This is a genomic window from Nakamurella flava (assembly GCF_005298075.1).
In the GTDB taxonomy this organism is placed as follows: domain Bacteria; phylum Actinomycetota; class Actinomycetes; order Mycobacteriales; family Nakamurellaceae; genus Nakamurella; species Nakamurella flava.
The window spans coordinates 804,388-819,360 of the sequence record NZ_SZZH01000003.1; the positions used below are offsets into that span (position 1 = coordinate 804,388).

Sequence of the window (14,973 nt, forward strand, 5' to 3'; positions counted from 1 at the left end):
TCTACAGCTCCTGCGCGAAGTTGTTCTGCATCCGGGCGAAGACCCGCTGGCAGAGCCACAGGATCGGAATGCCGATGAGGAAGGCGATGACGGCCCGCAGCCCCAGGTCGCTCGGCTGGGGGAGACCGGCGCCGGCCACCCAGATGCCGCGCTGGAAGCACAGCACGGCCAGGGTGACCGGGTTGGCCAGGTAGATCTGGTTGAGCAGCTCGGAGGACAGGGCGTTCTGGACGAAGCTCCAGCGGTAGACGATCGGGGACAGCCAGAAGCCGACCATCAGGCCGACCTCGACCAGGTACGCCACGTCCCGCAGGTAGACGTTGATCGCCGACAGCAGGAACGCGATGGCGGTGGCGTAGACCAGCAACACCGCGGTGCCCAGCACGACGTAGCCGATACCGGCCAAGGACGGGGGGCTCCCGGCGAGGAGGGTGGCGACCAGCAGGATGAACAACTGGATGACGAAGTTGAAGAGTGCGGAGCCGATGACCGAGAGCGGGAACACCTCGCGCGGCAGGTAGATCTTCTTGACCAAACCGCCGTTGGCCACGATCGACCCGGTGCCGGAGGAGATGACCTCACTGAACAGGGCCCAGGCGGTGAGGCCGGTGTAGATGTAGATCGCGAATTCGGGAGTGTCGCGCTCGGCACCCAGGAACTTGCCGATCGCGATGTAGTAGACGAGCAGCTGGGTCAATGGCCGGATGAGCGACCAGACGAATCCCAGCGCGCTGTCCTTATACCGGGACTTGAGCTCCCGCTTGACCAGCAGGTCGAGCAGCTCGCGGTACCGCCAGACCCCACGGACGGAGTCGACGGTGCCGCTCACGAAACCCGAGACCGGCCCGGAGGGCACGAGGGGCTGAGCGGCCAGGGCCTGGTTACGGGCCTCGCGGCTCGCCTCGAGGGACGACCGCCCCTTGCTGGGCTCAGTCACCGGCCGCCGCCACCGAGGTCGCCGCCGTCGTCGGATCCGCGGCGGGTCGCGGTGCGGCCAGCTCGCGCCAGGTCTGTGCTGCGTAGTCGTCCCAGGTCGTCACCGACACCTGACGCGCCTCCTGCCTCAGTCGTTCCCACTCCGCGTCATCCGTCAGGAGCGTACGCATGGCGTTCGCCACATCGTGGTCGTCGTAGGGGTCCACCAGCAGGGCTCCGCCCTCGGTCACGATCTCGGCCATCGACCCGAACCGCGACGTGATGACCGGGGTACCGGACAGGATCGACTCGACCACGGGCAGCCCGTAGCCCTCGTTGACCGACGGGAACACACTGAACCGCGCCAGCCGGTACGCGCTCCAGAGCAGAGCGTCGTCGGCCTTGGACACGATCTCGATGGGGCGGCCCAGCTGCTGGAGCCAGTTCAGTGCCTGGTCGAACCGGGCGCTGTTCCAGGCCCGGCCACCGATCATGGTCAAGGTGAACCGGTGGCCTTCGCGCCACAGCAGTTCGGCGGCGTGCAGGACGGCCAGGTGGTTCTTGCGGGGCTCGTGCGTGCCGACGACCAGCACCATCGGCACGCCGGGGACCAGCAGCCGGTCACTGGACGCCTCGAGCTGCTCGTCGGTCACCGACCCGACCTCGTTGGGCAGTACGCACGGCACTACCCGGGGCCCGGGCAGACCGATGCCGTTGAGCATGCGCACCCACCCGGCGTATTCCACGGCCGCGGACTTGGAGATCGTGGCGACGGCGTCGGCGTAGCGCATCGCCGCGAGGTTGCGGGCGAACGCCCCGGGCATGGCCCCGTGCGTCGTCTCCGGGACGGTGATCGGCACCATGTCGTACCCGATCATGGTGAACCGGTTGCCCGAGTACTCGGCCAGGCAGCGCAGGGTGTCGGTGCGTTCGGTCTCGGTGGCCAGTTCGGGCAGCACGACGGTGGAGTCCAGCGGCACCAGGACCGGTCCGGGCTTGCGCTCGGCGGCCGGGACCGGCGGCCCGCCGAAACAGGCGCGGTGCGCCTCAGCCGGCGTCAGCGACCGCAACGCGGACAGGTCCTCGTGCCAGCCGATGAGCTCGATGTCGTGGGTCTGGGCCCAGCGCCGGGTGGTCTCCCGGGTGACCCGCTGGATACCGGTGGCGAAACCGGCCTCCGCGGTGTGGTGCACGTCGACGACCACCGCGTCGCGCACCACCCTGACCGCACGGAACGGGCCGTGGTGCAGCAGCCGCTCCATCGGTCCGGCGGCCAGCGCGAGGCGCAGCCCGGCGACCGGGCCGTCGGTCTGGGTGTAGCGGACGGCGGTCCGGACGTCCTCGGCCAGCGGCAACCGGGCGCGCAGTACCGCGAGCATCACCCAGGCCTGCCGGTGGGTCATCCCGACCAGGCCGTCGACCAGGACGCCGAGCGCGGTGGTGACGGTCGACTTGTCGTCTCCGGTGGGGACCGGCGGGAGGTCGAGGGCTTCGACCAGCGTCCGCAGCCGGGCGGCCAGGGCCGATCGTCGGGCCGCGCCGTGCGCGGTCACGTCGTGCACCAGCTGGTCCAGGGTGGGCCGCTGGTCACGGCGGGCGAGGCGGGAGCGACCCGCGAGGTCACGAAGCCGCATGATGTCCAGTTCCGTTCCGGGTGGCGGCCGTCAGGGCCGGCTCGACGAGCCCGGCCCACAGCTCGTCGGCGTAGTCCTGCCAGGTGCGTTCGGTGCGGGCCGCGATGGCGGCGCGGAGTTCCGCGACCGCGCCGTCGTCGGTCAGCAAGGTCCGCATGGCGTCGGTGATCGAGGCGTCGTCCCGCGGGTCGACGGTCAGGGCCCCGCCGTCCGCGGCGATCTCGGCGGTGGAACCGTAGTTCGTGGTGATCACCGGGGTTCCCAGCGCCATCGACTCGGCCACCGGCAACCCGTAACCCTCGTGGATGGACGGGAACATGGTGAACCGGGCCTCGGCGACCGCCCGGCGCAGTTCGTCCTCGGGGACCGACGTCCGCACCTCGACGGCGCGCCCCCGCCCGGCGAGGGTCTTGGCCCGGCGGAAGAACTCCTTGTTCGAGCCGCCGCCGCCGATGAAGGTCAGACCGAAGTCCAGGCCCTCCTGCCACAGCAGCTCGGCGGCGTGCAGCACGGCCAGATGGTTCTTGCGGGTGTCGTGGCTGCCGACGATGACGATCTGTGGCCGGTCCGTGTGGGCCGCCGGTGACCCGGCGGGTGGGGCCGGAGGGTGTTCGGCGTTCAACTCGACCGGCAGGGAGACGGCGACCACCTCGGGCCCGGTCAGCCCCTGGGTGGGCAGCATGGCGGCGAACGCGGCGAACTCGTCGGCCGCGGCCCGGCTGATGCCGGCGACCCGGTCCGCGAACTTGACGGCCGCGAGGTAGGGCATGAACTTGGTGGGTTCCTCGATGCCGACCGTGTCGGCCGACACCAGCGGGATCATGTCGTAGCCGACGGCGACGACGGAGGTGTTGCTGCACGCCCCGATGGCGGCGATCCGCTCGACGGCCTCGCGGGGCGGGACCTCGGGGAGCACCAGGACGCACCGCCACGGCACCACGGTGGTGGACTCGGCCGGCGGGAGAGCGTCCAGTTCGCGCAGTCCACTGCGCCGCCGCTCGGCGACGACCTTCTCGTGCGCCACCCAGTCGTAGATGCGGGTCGATTCCGTCGGATCGAGTCGTCGCAGCATGCCCTGGTTGCGGGCCCACACCACCGGCACGATGGACCGCTCGAGGTTCCAGTGCGGCAGCAGGTTGCGGACCACCCGTTGGATGCCCGTGTGCAGGTCGTGGCGGGCCGAGAAGTCGACGTCCACCAGGACCTGACCGACGAGCAGCTCGAACGGGGCCAGTGGCAGCCCGGACAGCCGGGCCCGGTGCAGGCCGTTCTCCAACAGGATGAGCGCGACGTCGTCCGGGGCGTTCAGTTCGATCATGCGACGGGCGTCGTCGATCTCGTCCCGGCTGGGATACGCGGTGGCGATGCAGGTCATCACCAGCCAGATGCGGTCGTCGGCCGGGTCGGCGTGCAGGTCCCGGCAGAGCTGCACCAGCACGTCGGCGGCGTCCTGGCCGGGATTCCCGGCGGGCGGGGGGACGTTGACCTGCAGGGCACCGGCCGCGGCGCGCAGCCGCGCGGCCAGAGCCAGCGCGGCGTCCGCCGGCCCGGGCGTCACCGGCCGGGTGGCCGTCGGGGTGCCGCGCGGGGTGGACCGTGACTTCACTTCGCCGCCTTGCGCAGGCTGACCGAACGGACCGAGCGCAGCGGCTTGGTGATCCGCCAGGACAGGGTGCGGTGGGTGGCGTCCAGTTCGGCAGCCAGGTGCTCGACCCGTTCCCGCAGCGGACCGACCTCGCCGCTGTCGATCGTCATGCCGCCCGCGACGGACGTCGCCCACGCGTCGACGGCCTTGTGGCGCCAGCGGGCGGCGACCGCGTCGGCGGCGACGCGCAGGTCGTCGCTGCGTCGGGCCTGGGCGGTCAGTTCCTCCCGTTCCCGGTCGAAGCCGGCCACCTGCGGGCGGAGTTCGTCCAGTTCCGCCTGCAACCGCTCGACCTCGCGCTGGAGGGCGTCGGCTCCCGAGTTGGCCCCGTTGGCCCGGTGGTAGGCCTCCTCGGTCTCGCGGCGCAGCCGCACGGTCTCGGCGGTGACGTACTCGTCGTGGACGCACGCGGGGTAATCGAGCAGCGGCCCGATGTCGGTCCGATGGTCGGGTGAGACGTAGAAGCGGGAGAGACCGTCGAACAGCCGGAACTCGTAGCCCGCTCCGGTGACCAGCTGCTCCCAGGAGTCGAAGGCCGGCGTCGTCGTGGTCGGCTCGGTCGCCTCCACGACCACCACCCACGGCCGCCACCGCTGCAGGTCGATGGTCGCCAGGACGTCGCGCTCGGCCCCTTCGACGTCGACGAGCAGGAAATGGATGTCGTCGCCGGGCTGCCATCCGGCCTCGTGCAGGACATCGTCCAGGCGGCGGACGGGGACCTCGACGTCGATGACGTCCCAACCGGTGTCGCGGTGGGTCTGGCCGACCGTGTCCACCAGGGAGGACAACCCGGTGCCCGCGATCTGGTGGAGCGTGAGCGTCGGCGAGGGGCTGTCGCTGATCGCCGCCTCGACCAGGGTGTCCCGTTCCCGTTGGGATCGGTGCAGTTCGGCGAACGCGTGCACCGGCTCGACCGTGATGCCGCTCCAGCCGTGGTCGTAGAACGCGCGGGAGACGGAGTCGTCCTGCGGGTGGTTCGCCCCGACCTCCACGTACCGCCCGTTCGTCACCTGCTTCAACGCGCGATGCAGGACGACGTCCTCGCGATTTTGGGCATGGGACACGAAGGGCTGGCCGTTCACGCTGGTTACCGTACCGGCGCAGCCCTGTCGAAGACCGACTGTCGACCCCGCGTCGCGGCGTCGCCCGTCACGGCCGGGACGCTACGATCGCCGGACCTGCAGGCGACCCCAACCCAACAGGAGATCGACAAGTGCCACGCGCGCTCATCACCGGTGTGACCGGCCAGGACGGCCTCTACCTCGCCGAGCAGCTGCTCGCCAAGGGCTACGAGGTCTTCGGCCTAATCCGCGGACAGAACAATCCCAAGCGCGAACTGGTCGAGCGTGAGGTCCCCGGTGTGCAGATCGTCACGGGCGATCTCACCGACCTGTCGAGCCTGCTGCGGGCGCTCAATCACGCGCAGCCGGATGAGGTCTTCAACCTCGGCGCGATCTCCTTCGTGGCCTACTCCTGGGAGAACGCTCGGCTGACCAGCGAGGTCACCGGCCTGGGTGTGCTGAACATGCTGGAGGCCACCCGCCTCTACGCCGGCGACGATCTGAGCAAGGTGCGCTTCTACCAGGCGTCCAGCTCGGAGATGTTCGGCAAGGTCCAGCAGGTCCCGCAGACCGAGGAGACGCTGCTCTGGCCGCGGTCCCCGTACGGCGTGGCCAAGGTCTACGGCCACTACATGACGATCAACTACCGCGAGTCCTACGGCATGCACGCCAGCTCGGGGATCCTGTTCAACCACGAGTCGCCGCGTCGTGGGCCGGAGTTCGTCACCCGCAAGATCAGCCGGGCCGTCGCCCGCATCTCGCTCGGCCTGCAGGACAAGATCTCGCTGGGCAACCTCGACGCCAAGCGCGACTGGGGCTTCGCCGGCGACTACGTCGACGCCATGTGGCGGATGCTGCAGCAGCCGGAGGGCGACGACTACGTGGTCGCGACCGGTGAGACCCACTCCATCCGTGAGTACCTGGACATCGCGTTCGCTCGCGTCGGCGTGTCCGACTGGTCGGACCTGGTCTACGTCGACCCGCAGTTCTTCCGCCCGGCCGAGGTCGACCTGCTGATCGGCGACCCGGCGAAGGCCAAGGAGAAGCTCGGCTGGACGCCGACCGTCTCCTTCCCGGAGCTGGTCGAGATGATGGTCGATTCCGACCTCGCCGAGCAGCGGGCGCTGCACGGCAAGTGAGCCGCACCGCCTTCGTCACCGGGGTCTCCGGCCAGGACGGCGGCTACCTGGCCGAGCAGCTGCTCGGCCAGGGGGTGCAGGTGCACGGGCTGTTCCGGTGGCCGGAGCAGCTCACCACCTTCCGCACCCGGTTCCCGGACGTGCAGCCGCACCTCGGTGACCTGACCAACCCGACCCGGATGGCCGCGCTCGTCGCTGAGATCGGCCCGGACGAGATCTACAACCTGGCCGGTATCTCTTCGGTGGCCCAATCCTGGGCCGACCCGGTCGGCACCGGCCGGGTGTCCGGGCTGGCCGCAGCGGGCATCCTGCACGCCGCCTACCAGCACAAGGAGGCGACCGGTCAGGACGTCCGGGTCGTGCAGGCGTCCAGTGCGGAGATCTTCGGCAACCCGGTGAACAGCCCGCAGGACGAGTCGACGCCGCTCGCCCCGATCACCCCGTACGGCGCGGCGAAGGCGTACGCGCACACCATGGCCGGCACCTTCCGATCACGGGAACTGTTCGCGGTGTCGGTCGTGCTGTACAACCACGAGTCGCCGCGGCGGCCGCCCCAGTTCGTGACCCGCAAGATCACCCAGGGCGCGGCGCTCATCGCCCGGGGCGAGCAGGACGAGCTGCGCCTGGGCAATCTCGACGCCCGCCGCGACTGGGGCTGGGCCCCGGACTACGTCGACGCGATGATCCGGGCGGCCCGGCACGACGTCGCCGGTGACTACGTCATCGCGACGGGGCGGTCCCACAGCGTCCGCGACTTCGTGGCCGCCGCGTTCACCCGGGCCGGGATCGACGACTGGGAGAAGTACGTGGTCGTCGACCCGGCGTTCGTCCGCCCGGTCGACGCCGTCGAACTGGTCGGCGACTCCGGCAAGGCCCGCCGCGAACTGGGCTGGACCCCGACCGTCGACTTCGACGAGCTCGTCGGGCGGATGGTCGACGCGGACCTGCGGTGATCGGGTCCCTGTCGGTAGCGCTGGACGGCACCCCGCTCTACGGACAGCGCACCGGCATCGGGCGCTACACCGAGAACCTGCTGACGGCGCTGGGGGAGCGAGACGACCTACGCGTCAGCGCCACCGCCTTCACCACCCGGGGGTGGCGGGAGTTGCGGGCGATGGTGCCGCCCGGGGTGCGAGCCCGGTCGCTGCCGGCCCCCGCCCGGTTGCTGCACCGGGTCTGGACCCGGACGGAACACCCCACCGTGGGCTGGTTCGCCGGGCGCAACGACGTCTTCCACGGCACCAACTTCGTGTTGCCGCCGACCGGTCGGCGGACCGCCGGCGTCGTCACCGTGCACGACCTGGCCTATCTGCTGCTGGCCGAAACGGTCGACGCGCACAGCCGCCGGTTGGTCGACCTCGTGCCCCGCTCCCTGCGCCGGGCCGCGGTGGTGTGCACCCCGACCCGGGCCATCGCCGACCAGGTCGCCGAGCACTACCCGGGGCTGGCCCGGCAGGTCGTCGTCACCCCGCACGGCGTCACCCCGGAGTGGCTCGCGGCCACCGCCCCCGCTGCCGAGCAGCGGTCGGCTCTCGGCCTGCCGGACGACCACTTCCTGTTCGTCGGCACCCGCGAACCCCGGAAGGGGCTCGACACCCTCATCGCGGCCTACGGTCTCGCCCGGTCACGGGACGCCGACCTGCCCGACCTGGTGCTGGTCGGACCGGCCGGCTGGGGCGACATCCCCGGACTACAGGACGGACCGCCGCCGGGGGTGCGGATCCGCCCGTACGCGGAGCAGGCCGAACTGAAGAGCCTGGTCGCCGGCGCGCGGGCCGTCGTGATGCCGTCCCGGTACGAGGGTTTCGGCCTGCCCGCCCTGGAGGCCATGGCCACCGGCACCGCGGCCATCGTCTCCACCGACCCGGCCCTGCTGGAGGTGACCGGCGGGCTGGCGGCCACCTTCCCGGTCGGCGACGCCGAGGCCCTGGCCGAACGGTTGACCGAGTCCGCCGCCGCCCCGTCGGGGGCGGCCGAGCAGGCCGAGCGGGATCGCCGTCGCCGCTGGGCCGCCGCGTGGACGTGGCAGGCCTCCGCCGAGGCCACGGTGCGGGCCTACCGGCTCGCCGCCGGCTGAGCGAACGGCTCTTCCCACCAGGCGGACCCGGCGCAGTCGCCGTGACCATCCTGTGATCTGCTTGCCCGATGCCAACGCTGACCGTGGTGCTCGAGCAGCTGCTGGCCCCCATCCCCGGCGGGACGGGCCGCTACGCCCGGGAGATCACCACGGCGCTGGCGGCCGACCCTCCTCCGGGGTGGGACGTGCAGGGCGTCACCGCTTTTCACCGTGATCCGGCCGCGGCCGCGCTCCCGGGTGTGGCCGGGCCCCGGCGCCTGCCGGCCGGCCATCGCGTGCTGGCCGAGCTGTGGATGCGGGGGCTGCCGCCGTACCCGCGAGGCGACCGCATCCACGCCACCACGCCACTCGCTCCCGGTGGACGCACCCCGATCGTCACGACCGTGCACGACGCGGTCCCCTGGACGCACCCGGAGCTGCTGACGCCGCGGGGGGTGCGGTGGCACCGGAGCATCATCGGCCGGCAGATCCGCCGGGCCGACGCCATCGTCGTGCCGTCGCTGGCGGTGGCCGACGACCTGGCCGGCATCTTCCCGGCCGCCTCGGACCGGTTGGTCGTCGTCCCGCACGGGGTGACCGCCCTGCCGGTGCCGGCCGACGCCGCGGAGCGCCGCCGCCGGCTAGGTCTGCCCGACCGCTACGTGACCGCGGTCGCCACCCTGGAACCCCGCAAGGGACTCGACGTGCTGGTCCGGGCCGTCGCCGAACCGGCGGCGGACGGGATCGGTCTCGTCGTCGTCGGCCCGCCCGGGTGGGGTGGCGTGGATCTCGCCGGACTGGCCCGGGAGGCCGGACTGCCCCCCGGCCGGGTCGTGGCCACCGGACGGATCGACGACGCCGACCTCGGTGCCGTGCTCGACGGCGCCGCCGTGCTGGCCGCGCCCTCCCGCTCGGAGGGCTTCGGGTTGCCGGTGCTGGAGGCCATGGCCGCCGGGGTGCCGGTGGTGACCTCCGACGCACCGGCCCTGGTCGAGCTGGTCGGCCCGGCCGGCCTGGCGGCCCGGCGGGAGGATCCGACCGCGCTGGCGGCGGCCCTGGCCACCGCGACGGAGCCGGACACCGCCGCCGCCCTCGCCGCCGCCGGTCGGGCGCGGTCGGCGGGATTCACCTGGGCGGCGGCCGCCGCGGCGGTGTGGAAGGTGCACACCGCCTGATCCCCGCGGGTCCGGCGCTGCCCGGGCCCGACCGACCGGAAACGTGATATCCACATCTGACCGGTCCGCCGTCCGGCGGTCGTTCGCGGCCCGCCCGGAGGGGACGGACGAGGAAGGGGAGGGTGTGCGCACGGAGCCACGGGTGCTGCTCGACGCCACCGCCATCCCGGCCGAGCGGGGTGGGGTCGGCCGCTACGTCGACCATCTCGCCGCCGCCCTGGACTCCGCGGGAGCGGCGTTGTCCGTGGTCTGTCAGCCCCGGGATGCCGAGACGTTCTCCCAGCTCGCTCCGCACAGCCGCATCGTCCCGGCCGTCGAGGAACTCGGCAGCCGACCGGCCCGGTTGGCCTGGGAGCAGACCACCCTGCCGCGGATCGCCCGCCGGCTGCCCGTCGACCTCATCCACTCCCCGCACTACACGATGCCGTTGGCCGCCTCGCTGCCCGTCGTCGTCACCCTCCACGACGCCACGTTCTTCTCCGATCGCGGCGTCCACCTGGGGGTCAAGGGCCGCTTCTTCCGTGGATGGACGCGCACGTCGGTGCGTCGCGCGGCGGTCTGCGTAGTGCCCAGCCGGGCCACGGCCAGCGAGGTGGCCCACTACACCGGCGCCCGCACCGACGATTTCGTCGTGGCCTACCACGGCGTCGACACCACCACGTTCCACCCGCCGGCCCCGGACGTCGTGGCGGCGGCCCGCCGGGCCTGCGACCTGGCACCGGACGAGCCGTTCGTCGCTTTCCTCGGCACTCTGGAACCCCGCAAGAACGTGCCCGCGCTGGTGCGGGCATTCATCCGCGCCTGTGCGGGACGGCCGTCCCCGCCGGCGCTGGTGCTGGCCGGCGCCCAGGGTTGGGACGACGCCGTCGAACCGGCGGTGGCCGCGGTGCCGTCCCATCTGCGGGTGCGACGTCCCGGTCACCTGCCGGTGGAACTGCTCCCCGGTCTGCTGGGCGGGGCCACCGTGGTGGCCTACCCGAGCCTCGGCGAGGGGTTCGGCCTGCCGGTCCTGGAGGCGATGGCCTGCGGCGCGGCCGTGCTGACCACCCGCAAACTCGCCCTGCCCGAAGTCGGCGGGGACGCGGTCGCCTACTCGGGAACCGGGGCCGGCGACATCGCCGCCGCCCTGTCCGACCTGCTGGACGACCCGCAGCGCCGGGCGGACCTGTCCGCGGCTGCGGTGGAGCGGGCGCAGGACTTCACCTGGGCGGCCAGCGCGGACGCGCATCGGGAGGCCTACGACCGGGCGGCCCGCAGCGATCGACACCATCAAAACCGGGTCGACCGACCCGAGGAGCGAGGAGAGACCGCGTGACCGACCCGACCGCACCCGCGCCCCCACCCGGAGCGCGGGCCGGTGAGCATGCCGCCGGGCCGGCCGACCGGGTCGGCATCGTGGTCGTCACGTACTCGCCGGGGGAGTCGCTGACCGCCTTCCTCGACTCGGTCCCCGGCGCCACCAGCCGGCCGGTGACGGTGGTCATGGCGGACAACGGCTCGACGGACGGCAGTGTGGAACGCGCCGCGGCCCGGGACGCCGACGCTACGGGCGGGCCGGAGGTCCGACTGCTGCGCACCGGGGGCAATCTCGGGTACGGCCGGGCGGCGAACGCCGGGGTGGCCGATCTGGGTCCGGCCGTGGCGTGGGTGATGGTCGTCAACCCCGACGTGGTGCTCGGCCCGGGGTCGGTCGACGAGCTCATCGCCGCCGCCGGGCGGCACCCCGACGCGGGCGCGTTCGGTCCGCTCATCACCACCGAGGACGGGGTGGTGTACCCGTCGGCCCGGGCGCTGCCTTCGCTGGTCGCCGGGGTGGGACACGCCGCGCTGGGGTGGTGGAGGCCGTCGAACCCGTGGACCCGGTCGTACCGGCTGGACCGGGCCGAACCGGTCGAGCGGACGGCCGGCTGGTTGTCCGGCTCGTGCCTGCTGCTGCGCCGGGAGTCGTTCGCCGCGGTCGACGGGTTCGACCCCGGGTACTTCATGTACTTCGAGGACGTGGACCTGGGGGAGCGGCTGGCCCGGGCGGGCTGGCGCAACGTGTACGTCCCGTCCGCCCGCGTCGTGCACACCGGCGGCCACGCGACGGAGAAGGCACCGGCGCTGATGGCCGACGCCCACCACCGCTCCGCGTACCGGTACCTGTCCCGGCGGTATCCGGCCCGCTGGCAGGCGCCGCTGCGGCTGGTGCTGCGGGCCGGGCTCGCCCTCCGCGCGTTCCTGTCCCGCCGGTCGGCGACGGTCGCCGGGGGCGCGGCCCTGCCGGACCGGCGGGTCGGGCCGGCGAGCGGGGACCGGTGAGGGCGGCGGCCGGCACGGGTGACGCCACCCACGAGCCGGTTACCGCCGGTCACCGATCCGATAGGGTCCCGCACGTCGATGCGTGACCGGAACGTGACCGTGGGAACACCCCCGGACCCGGTCGGGCCGACCGTGGAGGGGGGCTGACCAGATGAAGGGGATCATCCTGGCCGGCGGCGCGGGGACGAGGCTCCATCCGATCACCCGGGCGGTGTCCAAGCAGCTGCTGCCGGTCTACGACAAACCGATGATCTACTACCCGCTCTCGGTGCTGATGCTGGCCGGGATCCGGGACATCCTGATCATCACCACCCCGGAGGACAACGCCGGGTTCCGGCGGCTGCTGGGGGACGGCAGCGAGTGGGGTCTGCAGCTGTCGTACGCCGAGCAGCCGCGGCCCGAGGGCCTGGCCCAGGCGTTCGTCATCGGCGCCGATCACGTCGGCGACGACTCGGTCGCCCTGGTGCTGGGCGACAACATCTTCTACGGGCACCGCTTCTCCGAGACCCTCGGTCAGGCGGCCGAGGCCGTGGCCCGGGACGGCGGCTGCGTGCTGTTCGGCTACCCGGTCCGGGATCCGGAGCGGTACGGCGTGGGGGAGCGGGACGCCTCCGGCCGCCTGGTGTCAATCGAGGAGAAGCCGGCGAAGCCGAAGTCGAACCTGGCCATCACCGGCCTCTACTTCTACGACAACGACGTGGTCTCCTATGCCCGGGACCTGCAGCCCAGCCCGCGCGGCGAGCTGGAGATCACCGACCTGAACAACATCTACGTGGCCCGCGGCCGGGCCTCGCTCACCGACCTCGGTCGTGGGTTCGCCTGGCTGGACACCGGTACGCACGATTCGCTGCTGGAGGCCGGGGAGTTCGTCAAGGTGCTGGAACACCGGCAGGGGGTGCGGATCTCCTGCCTGGAGGAGATCGCCCTGCTGCGGGGGTTCCTCACCGCGGACGAGGTTCTCGAGCGGGGTCGGGCCCTGTCGAAGTCGCCGTACGGCCAGTACGTCATGGCCGTCGCCCGGGCGGCCGGGGCCGCCGGCTGAGGGGCCGGTATCCCGGGTCGCGGCCCGGGGAGTAGGACGTAACGCACCGGTTCGACGCCGCGGTCGAGCCGGACGCGATTCGGCGGACCGCCGGATCGCCAGGGATCGACGAGCCTGATGGAGAACACCTGATGACCCAAGCGCGCAAGGGTGCCACCGACGTGGATGCGGTGGTGCTGGTCGGAGGCAAGGGCACCCGGCTGCGGCCGCTGACCCTGTCGGCCCCCAAGCCCATGCTGCCGACGGCAGGGGTGCCGTTCCTGGAGCACCTGCTGTCGCGGATCCGGGCCGCCGGGATGACCCACGTGGTCCTCGGCACCTCGTACAAGGCCGAGACGTTCACCGAGTACTTCGGCGACGGCTCGGCGCACGGCCTGGAGATCGAGTACGTCGTCGAGGACAGCCCGCTGGGCACCGGCGGCGCCATCCGCAACGTCGCCGACCGGCTGCGACACGACACCGCGATGATCTTCAACGGCGACATCCTGTCCGGGGTCGACCTCGGGGATCTGCTGTCCACCCATCGACGGACCAGCGCCGACGTCACCCTGCACCTGGTGAAGGTGGCCGATCCGCGCGCCTTCGGTTCCGTGCCCACCGGCAAGGACGGGCGGGTGCAGGCGTTCCTGGAGAAGACGAACAGCCCGCCCACCGACCAGATCAACGCCGGCTGCTACGTGTTCTCGCGAGCCGCGCTGGAGGACATCCCGGCCGGCCAGGTCGTCTCGGTCGAGCGGGAGACCTTCCCCGGCCTGCTGGCCGCCGGGGCCCGGGTCTTCGGCCACGTCGACTCGACCTACTGGCTGGACCTGGGTACGCCGGCCGCCTTCGTCCGGGGTTCGGCCGATCTGGTGCTCGGTACGGCACCGACCGCCGCGCTGCCCGGTCCGACCGGCGCGTCGCTCGTCCTGCCCGGGGCCACCGTCGCCGACGACGCGATCCTGACGGCGGGCACCACCATCGGCGCCGGTGCCTCGGTGGCCGCCGGGGCCCACGTGACCCAGTCGGTCGTCTTCGCCGACGCGCAGATCGGGGCCGGGGCCCGGGTGGAGAACTCGGTGATCGGGGCCGGCGCCCGGATCGGCGCCGACGCGATCGTCGTCGACGCGGTGATCGGCGACGGCGCCGTGGTCGGCGACCGGTGCGAGCTGTTGTCCGGCGTGCGGGTCTGGCCGGGTGTGCAGCTGCCCGACGGTGGGGTGCGGTTCTCGGCCGACGCCTGATCGTGCCCCGACCGACGGCCGGCCCCGCCCGGGGGCCGGCCGTCGGCGTTCCCGGGCAGTCGGCCGGACATGACACCCTGGTCCAACGCACCACCGACCGAACGTCACGCCCCAAGGAGACGACCCGAGTGAGCCGCGCCCCGATGCTGTCCACCTCCGTCCGGCCGAGTGGTCGCAGCTCCGGCCGGTGGGGCGCCCTGGTGGCGGCAGCGGTGCTGCTCACCGCCTGCAGCGGCGGCGGCAGCACGGCCCCGAGTGGCCCGTCCGGCTCGTCGACGGTCAGCAGCACCACAGCGTCGGCCCCGTCCGGGCCTGGCGCCACGGCGGCCGTCGAGGCGCTGTCGGGGACCGGCTGGAAGCTGACCGGTCTGCTGTCCGGCGGTTCCACCGCCGCGGTGGCCGCGGGCCTGAACGGGTGGGTCCGGTTCGCCCCCGACCAGGCCGGCCTGCAGGTCGCCTTCAACACGAGCTGCAACCGCGGCATCGGGGCCGCCACGGTCGACGCCGCCGGCGACGGACGCACCGGGGAGATCACCTTCGATCCACCCCGGGCCACGTTGATCTACTGCGACGGGGCCAGCGGCACGACCGAGACGGTGATGCTGGCGCTGCTGTCCGGTCCGCGCACCTTCACGGTCGACCAGGCCGGGACCCTGTCCATCACCTCGACCGACGGGTCCTCCGGGATGGTCTTCACCGCCGACCCGACGGTGGGCGCCGACGCGTTCGATCAGACGTCCGGCACGCCGGCGACGACGTCCACCACGGTCTCCGGCTGACCG

The 14,973-nt window shown here is 72.6% G+C and carries 13 protein-coding genes; 9 read left to right on the forward strand and 4 right to left on the reverse strand.

What is annotated here, in order from left to right; all coding sequences use genetic code 11:
* Position 1: 1 nt before the first annotated feature.
* The 4 genes from FDO65_RS15535 to FDO65_RS15550 are packed head-to-tail and all read right to left on the reverse strand — an operon-like array spanning position 2 to position 5,276.
* Positions 2–937, reverse strand: a complete 936-nt coding sequence (locus FDO65_RS15535; protein WP_137450560.1) for an ABC transporter permease — start codon at positions 935–937, stop codon at positions 2–4.
* The gene (locus FDO65_RS15540; RefSeq protein ID WP_137450561.1) at positions 930–2,549 is read right to left on the reverse strand and encodes a glycosyltransferase family 4 protein; all 1,620 of its coding nucleotides are present in this window, start codon (positions 2,547–2,549) and stop codon (positions 930–932) included. The genes FDO65_RS15535 and FDO65_RS15540 overlap by 8 nt, the downstream gene beginning before the upstream one ends.
* Positions 2,536–4,155: a glycosyltransferase gene (locus FDO65_RS15545; protein ID WP_137450562.1), complete on the reverse strand. Its 1,620-nt coding sequence runs from the start codon at positions 4,153–4,155 to the stop codon at positions 2,536–2,538. Before FDO65_RS15545 ends, FDO65_RS15540 begins: the two co-directional genes overlap by 14 nt.
* Entirely contained in the window at positions 4,152–5,276 is a 1,125-nt protein-coding gene (locus tag FDO65_RS15550; protein ID WP_137450563.1) for an FkbM family methyltransferase, read from the reverse strand. Before FDO65_RS15550 ends, FDO65_RS15545 begins: the two co-directional genes overlap by 4 nt.
* A gap of 131 nt (positions 5,277–5,407) precedes the next feature.
* Here FDO65_RS15550 and FDO65_RS15555 point away from each other — a divergent pair, with 131 nt between their 5' ends.
* The 9 genes from FDO65_RS15555 to FDO65_RS15595 all read left to right on the forward strand — a co-directional run bounded on the left by FDO65_RS15555 (position 5,408) and on the right by FDO65_RS15595 (position 14,970).
* On the forward strand, positions 5,408–6,394 hold the full coding sequence (locus tag FDO65_RS15555; protein WP_137450564.1) for a GDP-mannose 4,6-dehydratase: 987 nt from the start codon (positions 5,408–5,410) through the stop codon (positions 6,392–6,394).
* A complete protein-coding gene (locus tag FDO65_RS15560) occupies positions 6,391–7,347 on the forward strand; it encodes a GDP-mannose 4,6-dehydratase (protein ID WP_137450565.1) in 957 nt (318 codons plus the stop codon). The genes FDO65_RS15555 and FDO65_RS15560 overlap by 4 nt, the downstream gene beginning before the upstream one ends.
* Positions 7,344–8,471 carry a glycosyltransferase family 4 protein gene (locus FDO65_RS15565; protein ID WP_137450566.1) on the forward strand — a complete coding sequence of 376 codons (1,128 nt, stop codon included), beginning with the start codon at positions 7,344–7,346 and terminating at the stop codon, positions 8,469–8,471. The genes FDO65_RS15560 and FDO65_RS15565 overlap by 4 nt, the downstream gene beginning before the upstream one ends.
* A 68-nt stretch (positions 8,472–8,539) precedes the next feature.
* Complete coding sequence (locus FDO65_RS15570) at positions 8,540–9,625, forward strand: glycosyltransferase family 4 protein (protein WP_137450567.1); 1,086 nt, start codon at positions 8,540–8,542, stop codon at positions 9,623–9,625.
* A 124-nt stretch (positions 9,626–9,749) separates the two neighbouring features.
* Positions 9,750–10,940 carry a glycosyltransferase family 4 protein gene (locus tag FDO65_RS15575; protein ID WP_137450568.1) on the forward strand — a complete coding sequence of 397 codons (1,191 nt, stop codon included), beginning with the start codon at positions 9,750–9,752 and terminating at the stop codon, positions 10,938–10,940.
* A gap of 77 nt (positions 10,941–11,017) precedes the next feature.
* Positions 11,018–11,926, forward strand: coding sequence for a glycosyltransferase (locus tag FDO65_RS15580; protein WP_420847546.1), 909 nt, complete (start codon positions 11,018–11,020; stop codon positions 11,924–11,926).
* A gap of 151 nt (positions 11,927–12,077) precedes the next feature.
* Positions 12,078–12,968 carry a glucose-1-phosphate thymidylyltransferase RfbA gene (gene rfbA, locus FDO65_RS15585; RefSeq protein WP_137450570.1) on the forward strand — a complete coding sequence of 297 codons (891 nt, stop codon included), beginning with the start codon at positions 12,078–12,080 and terminating at the stop codon, positions 12,966–12,968.
* Positions 12,969–13,099: 131 nt separating this feature from the next.
* Entirely contained in the window at positions 13,100–14,191 is a 1,092-nt protein-coding gene (gene manB / locus FDO65_RS15590; protein ID WP_137450571.1) for a mannose-1-phosphate guanylyltransferase, read from the forward strand.
* Positions 14,192–14,319: 128 nt separating this feature from the next.
* Complete coding sequence (locus FDO65_RS15595) at positions 14,320–14,970, forward strand: META domain-containing protein (protein WP_137450572.1); 651 nt, start codon at positions 14,320–14,322, stop codon at positions 14,968–14,970.
* Positions 14,971–14,973: the final 3 nt, after the last annotated feature.

Bases quoted from the DNA above. Each gene is read 5' to 3' on its own strand.
- FDO65_RS15540 (WP_137450561.1), bottom strand. From the start codon at position 2,549: ATGCGGCTTCGTGACCTCGCGGGTCGCTCCCGCCTCGCCCGCCGTGAC.
- FDO65_RS15570 (WP_137450567.1), top strand. From the start codon at position 8,540: ATGCCAACGCTGACCGTGGTGCTCGAGCAGCTGCTGGCCCCCATCCCC.
- rfbA (WP_137450570.1), top strand. From the start codon at position 12,078: ATGAAGGGGATCATCCTGGCCGGCGGCGCGGGGACGAGGCTCCATCCG.
- manB (WP_137450571.1), top strand. From the start codon at position 13,100: ATGACCCAAGCGCGCAAGGGTGCCACCGACGTGGATGCGGTGGTGCTG.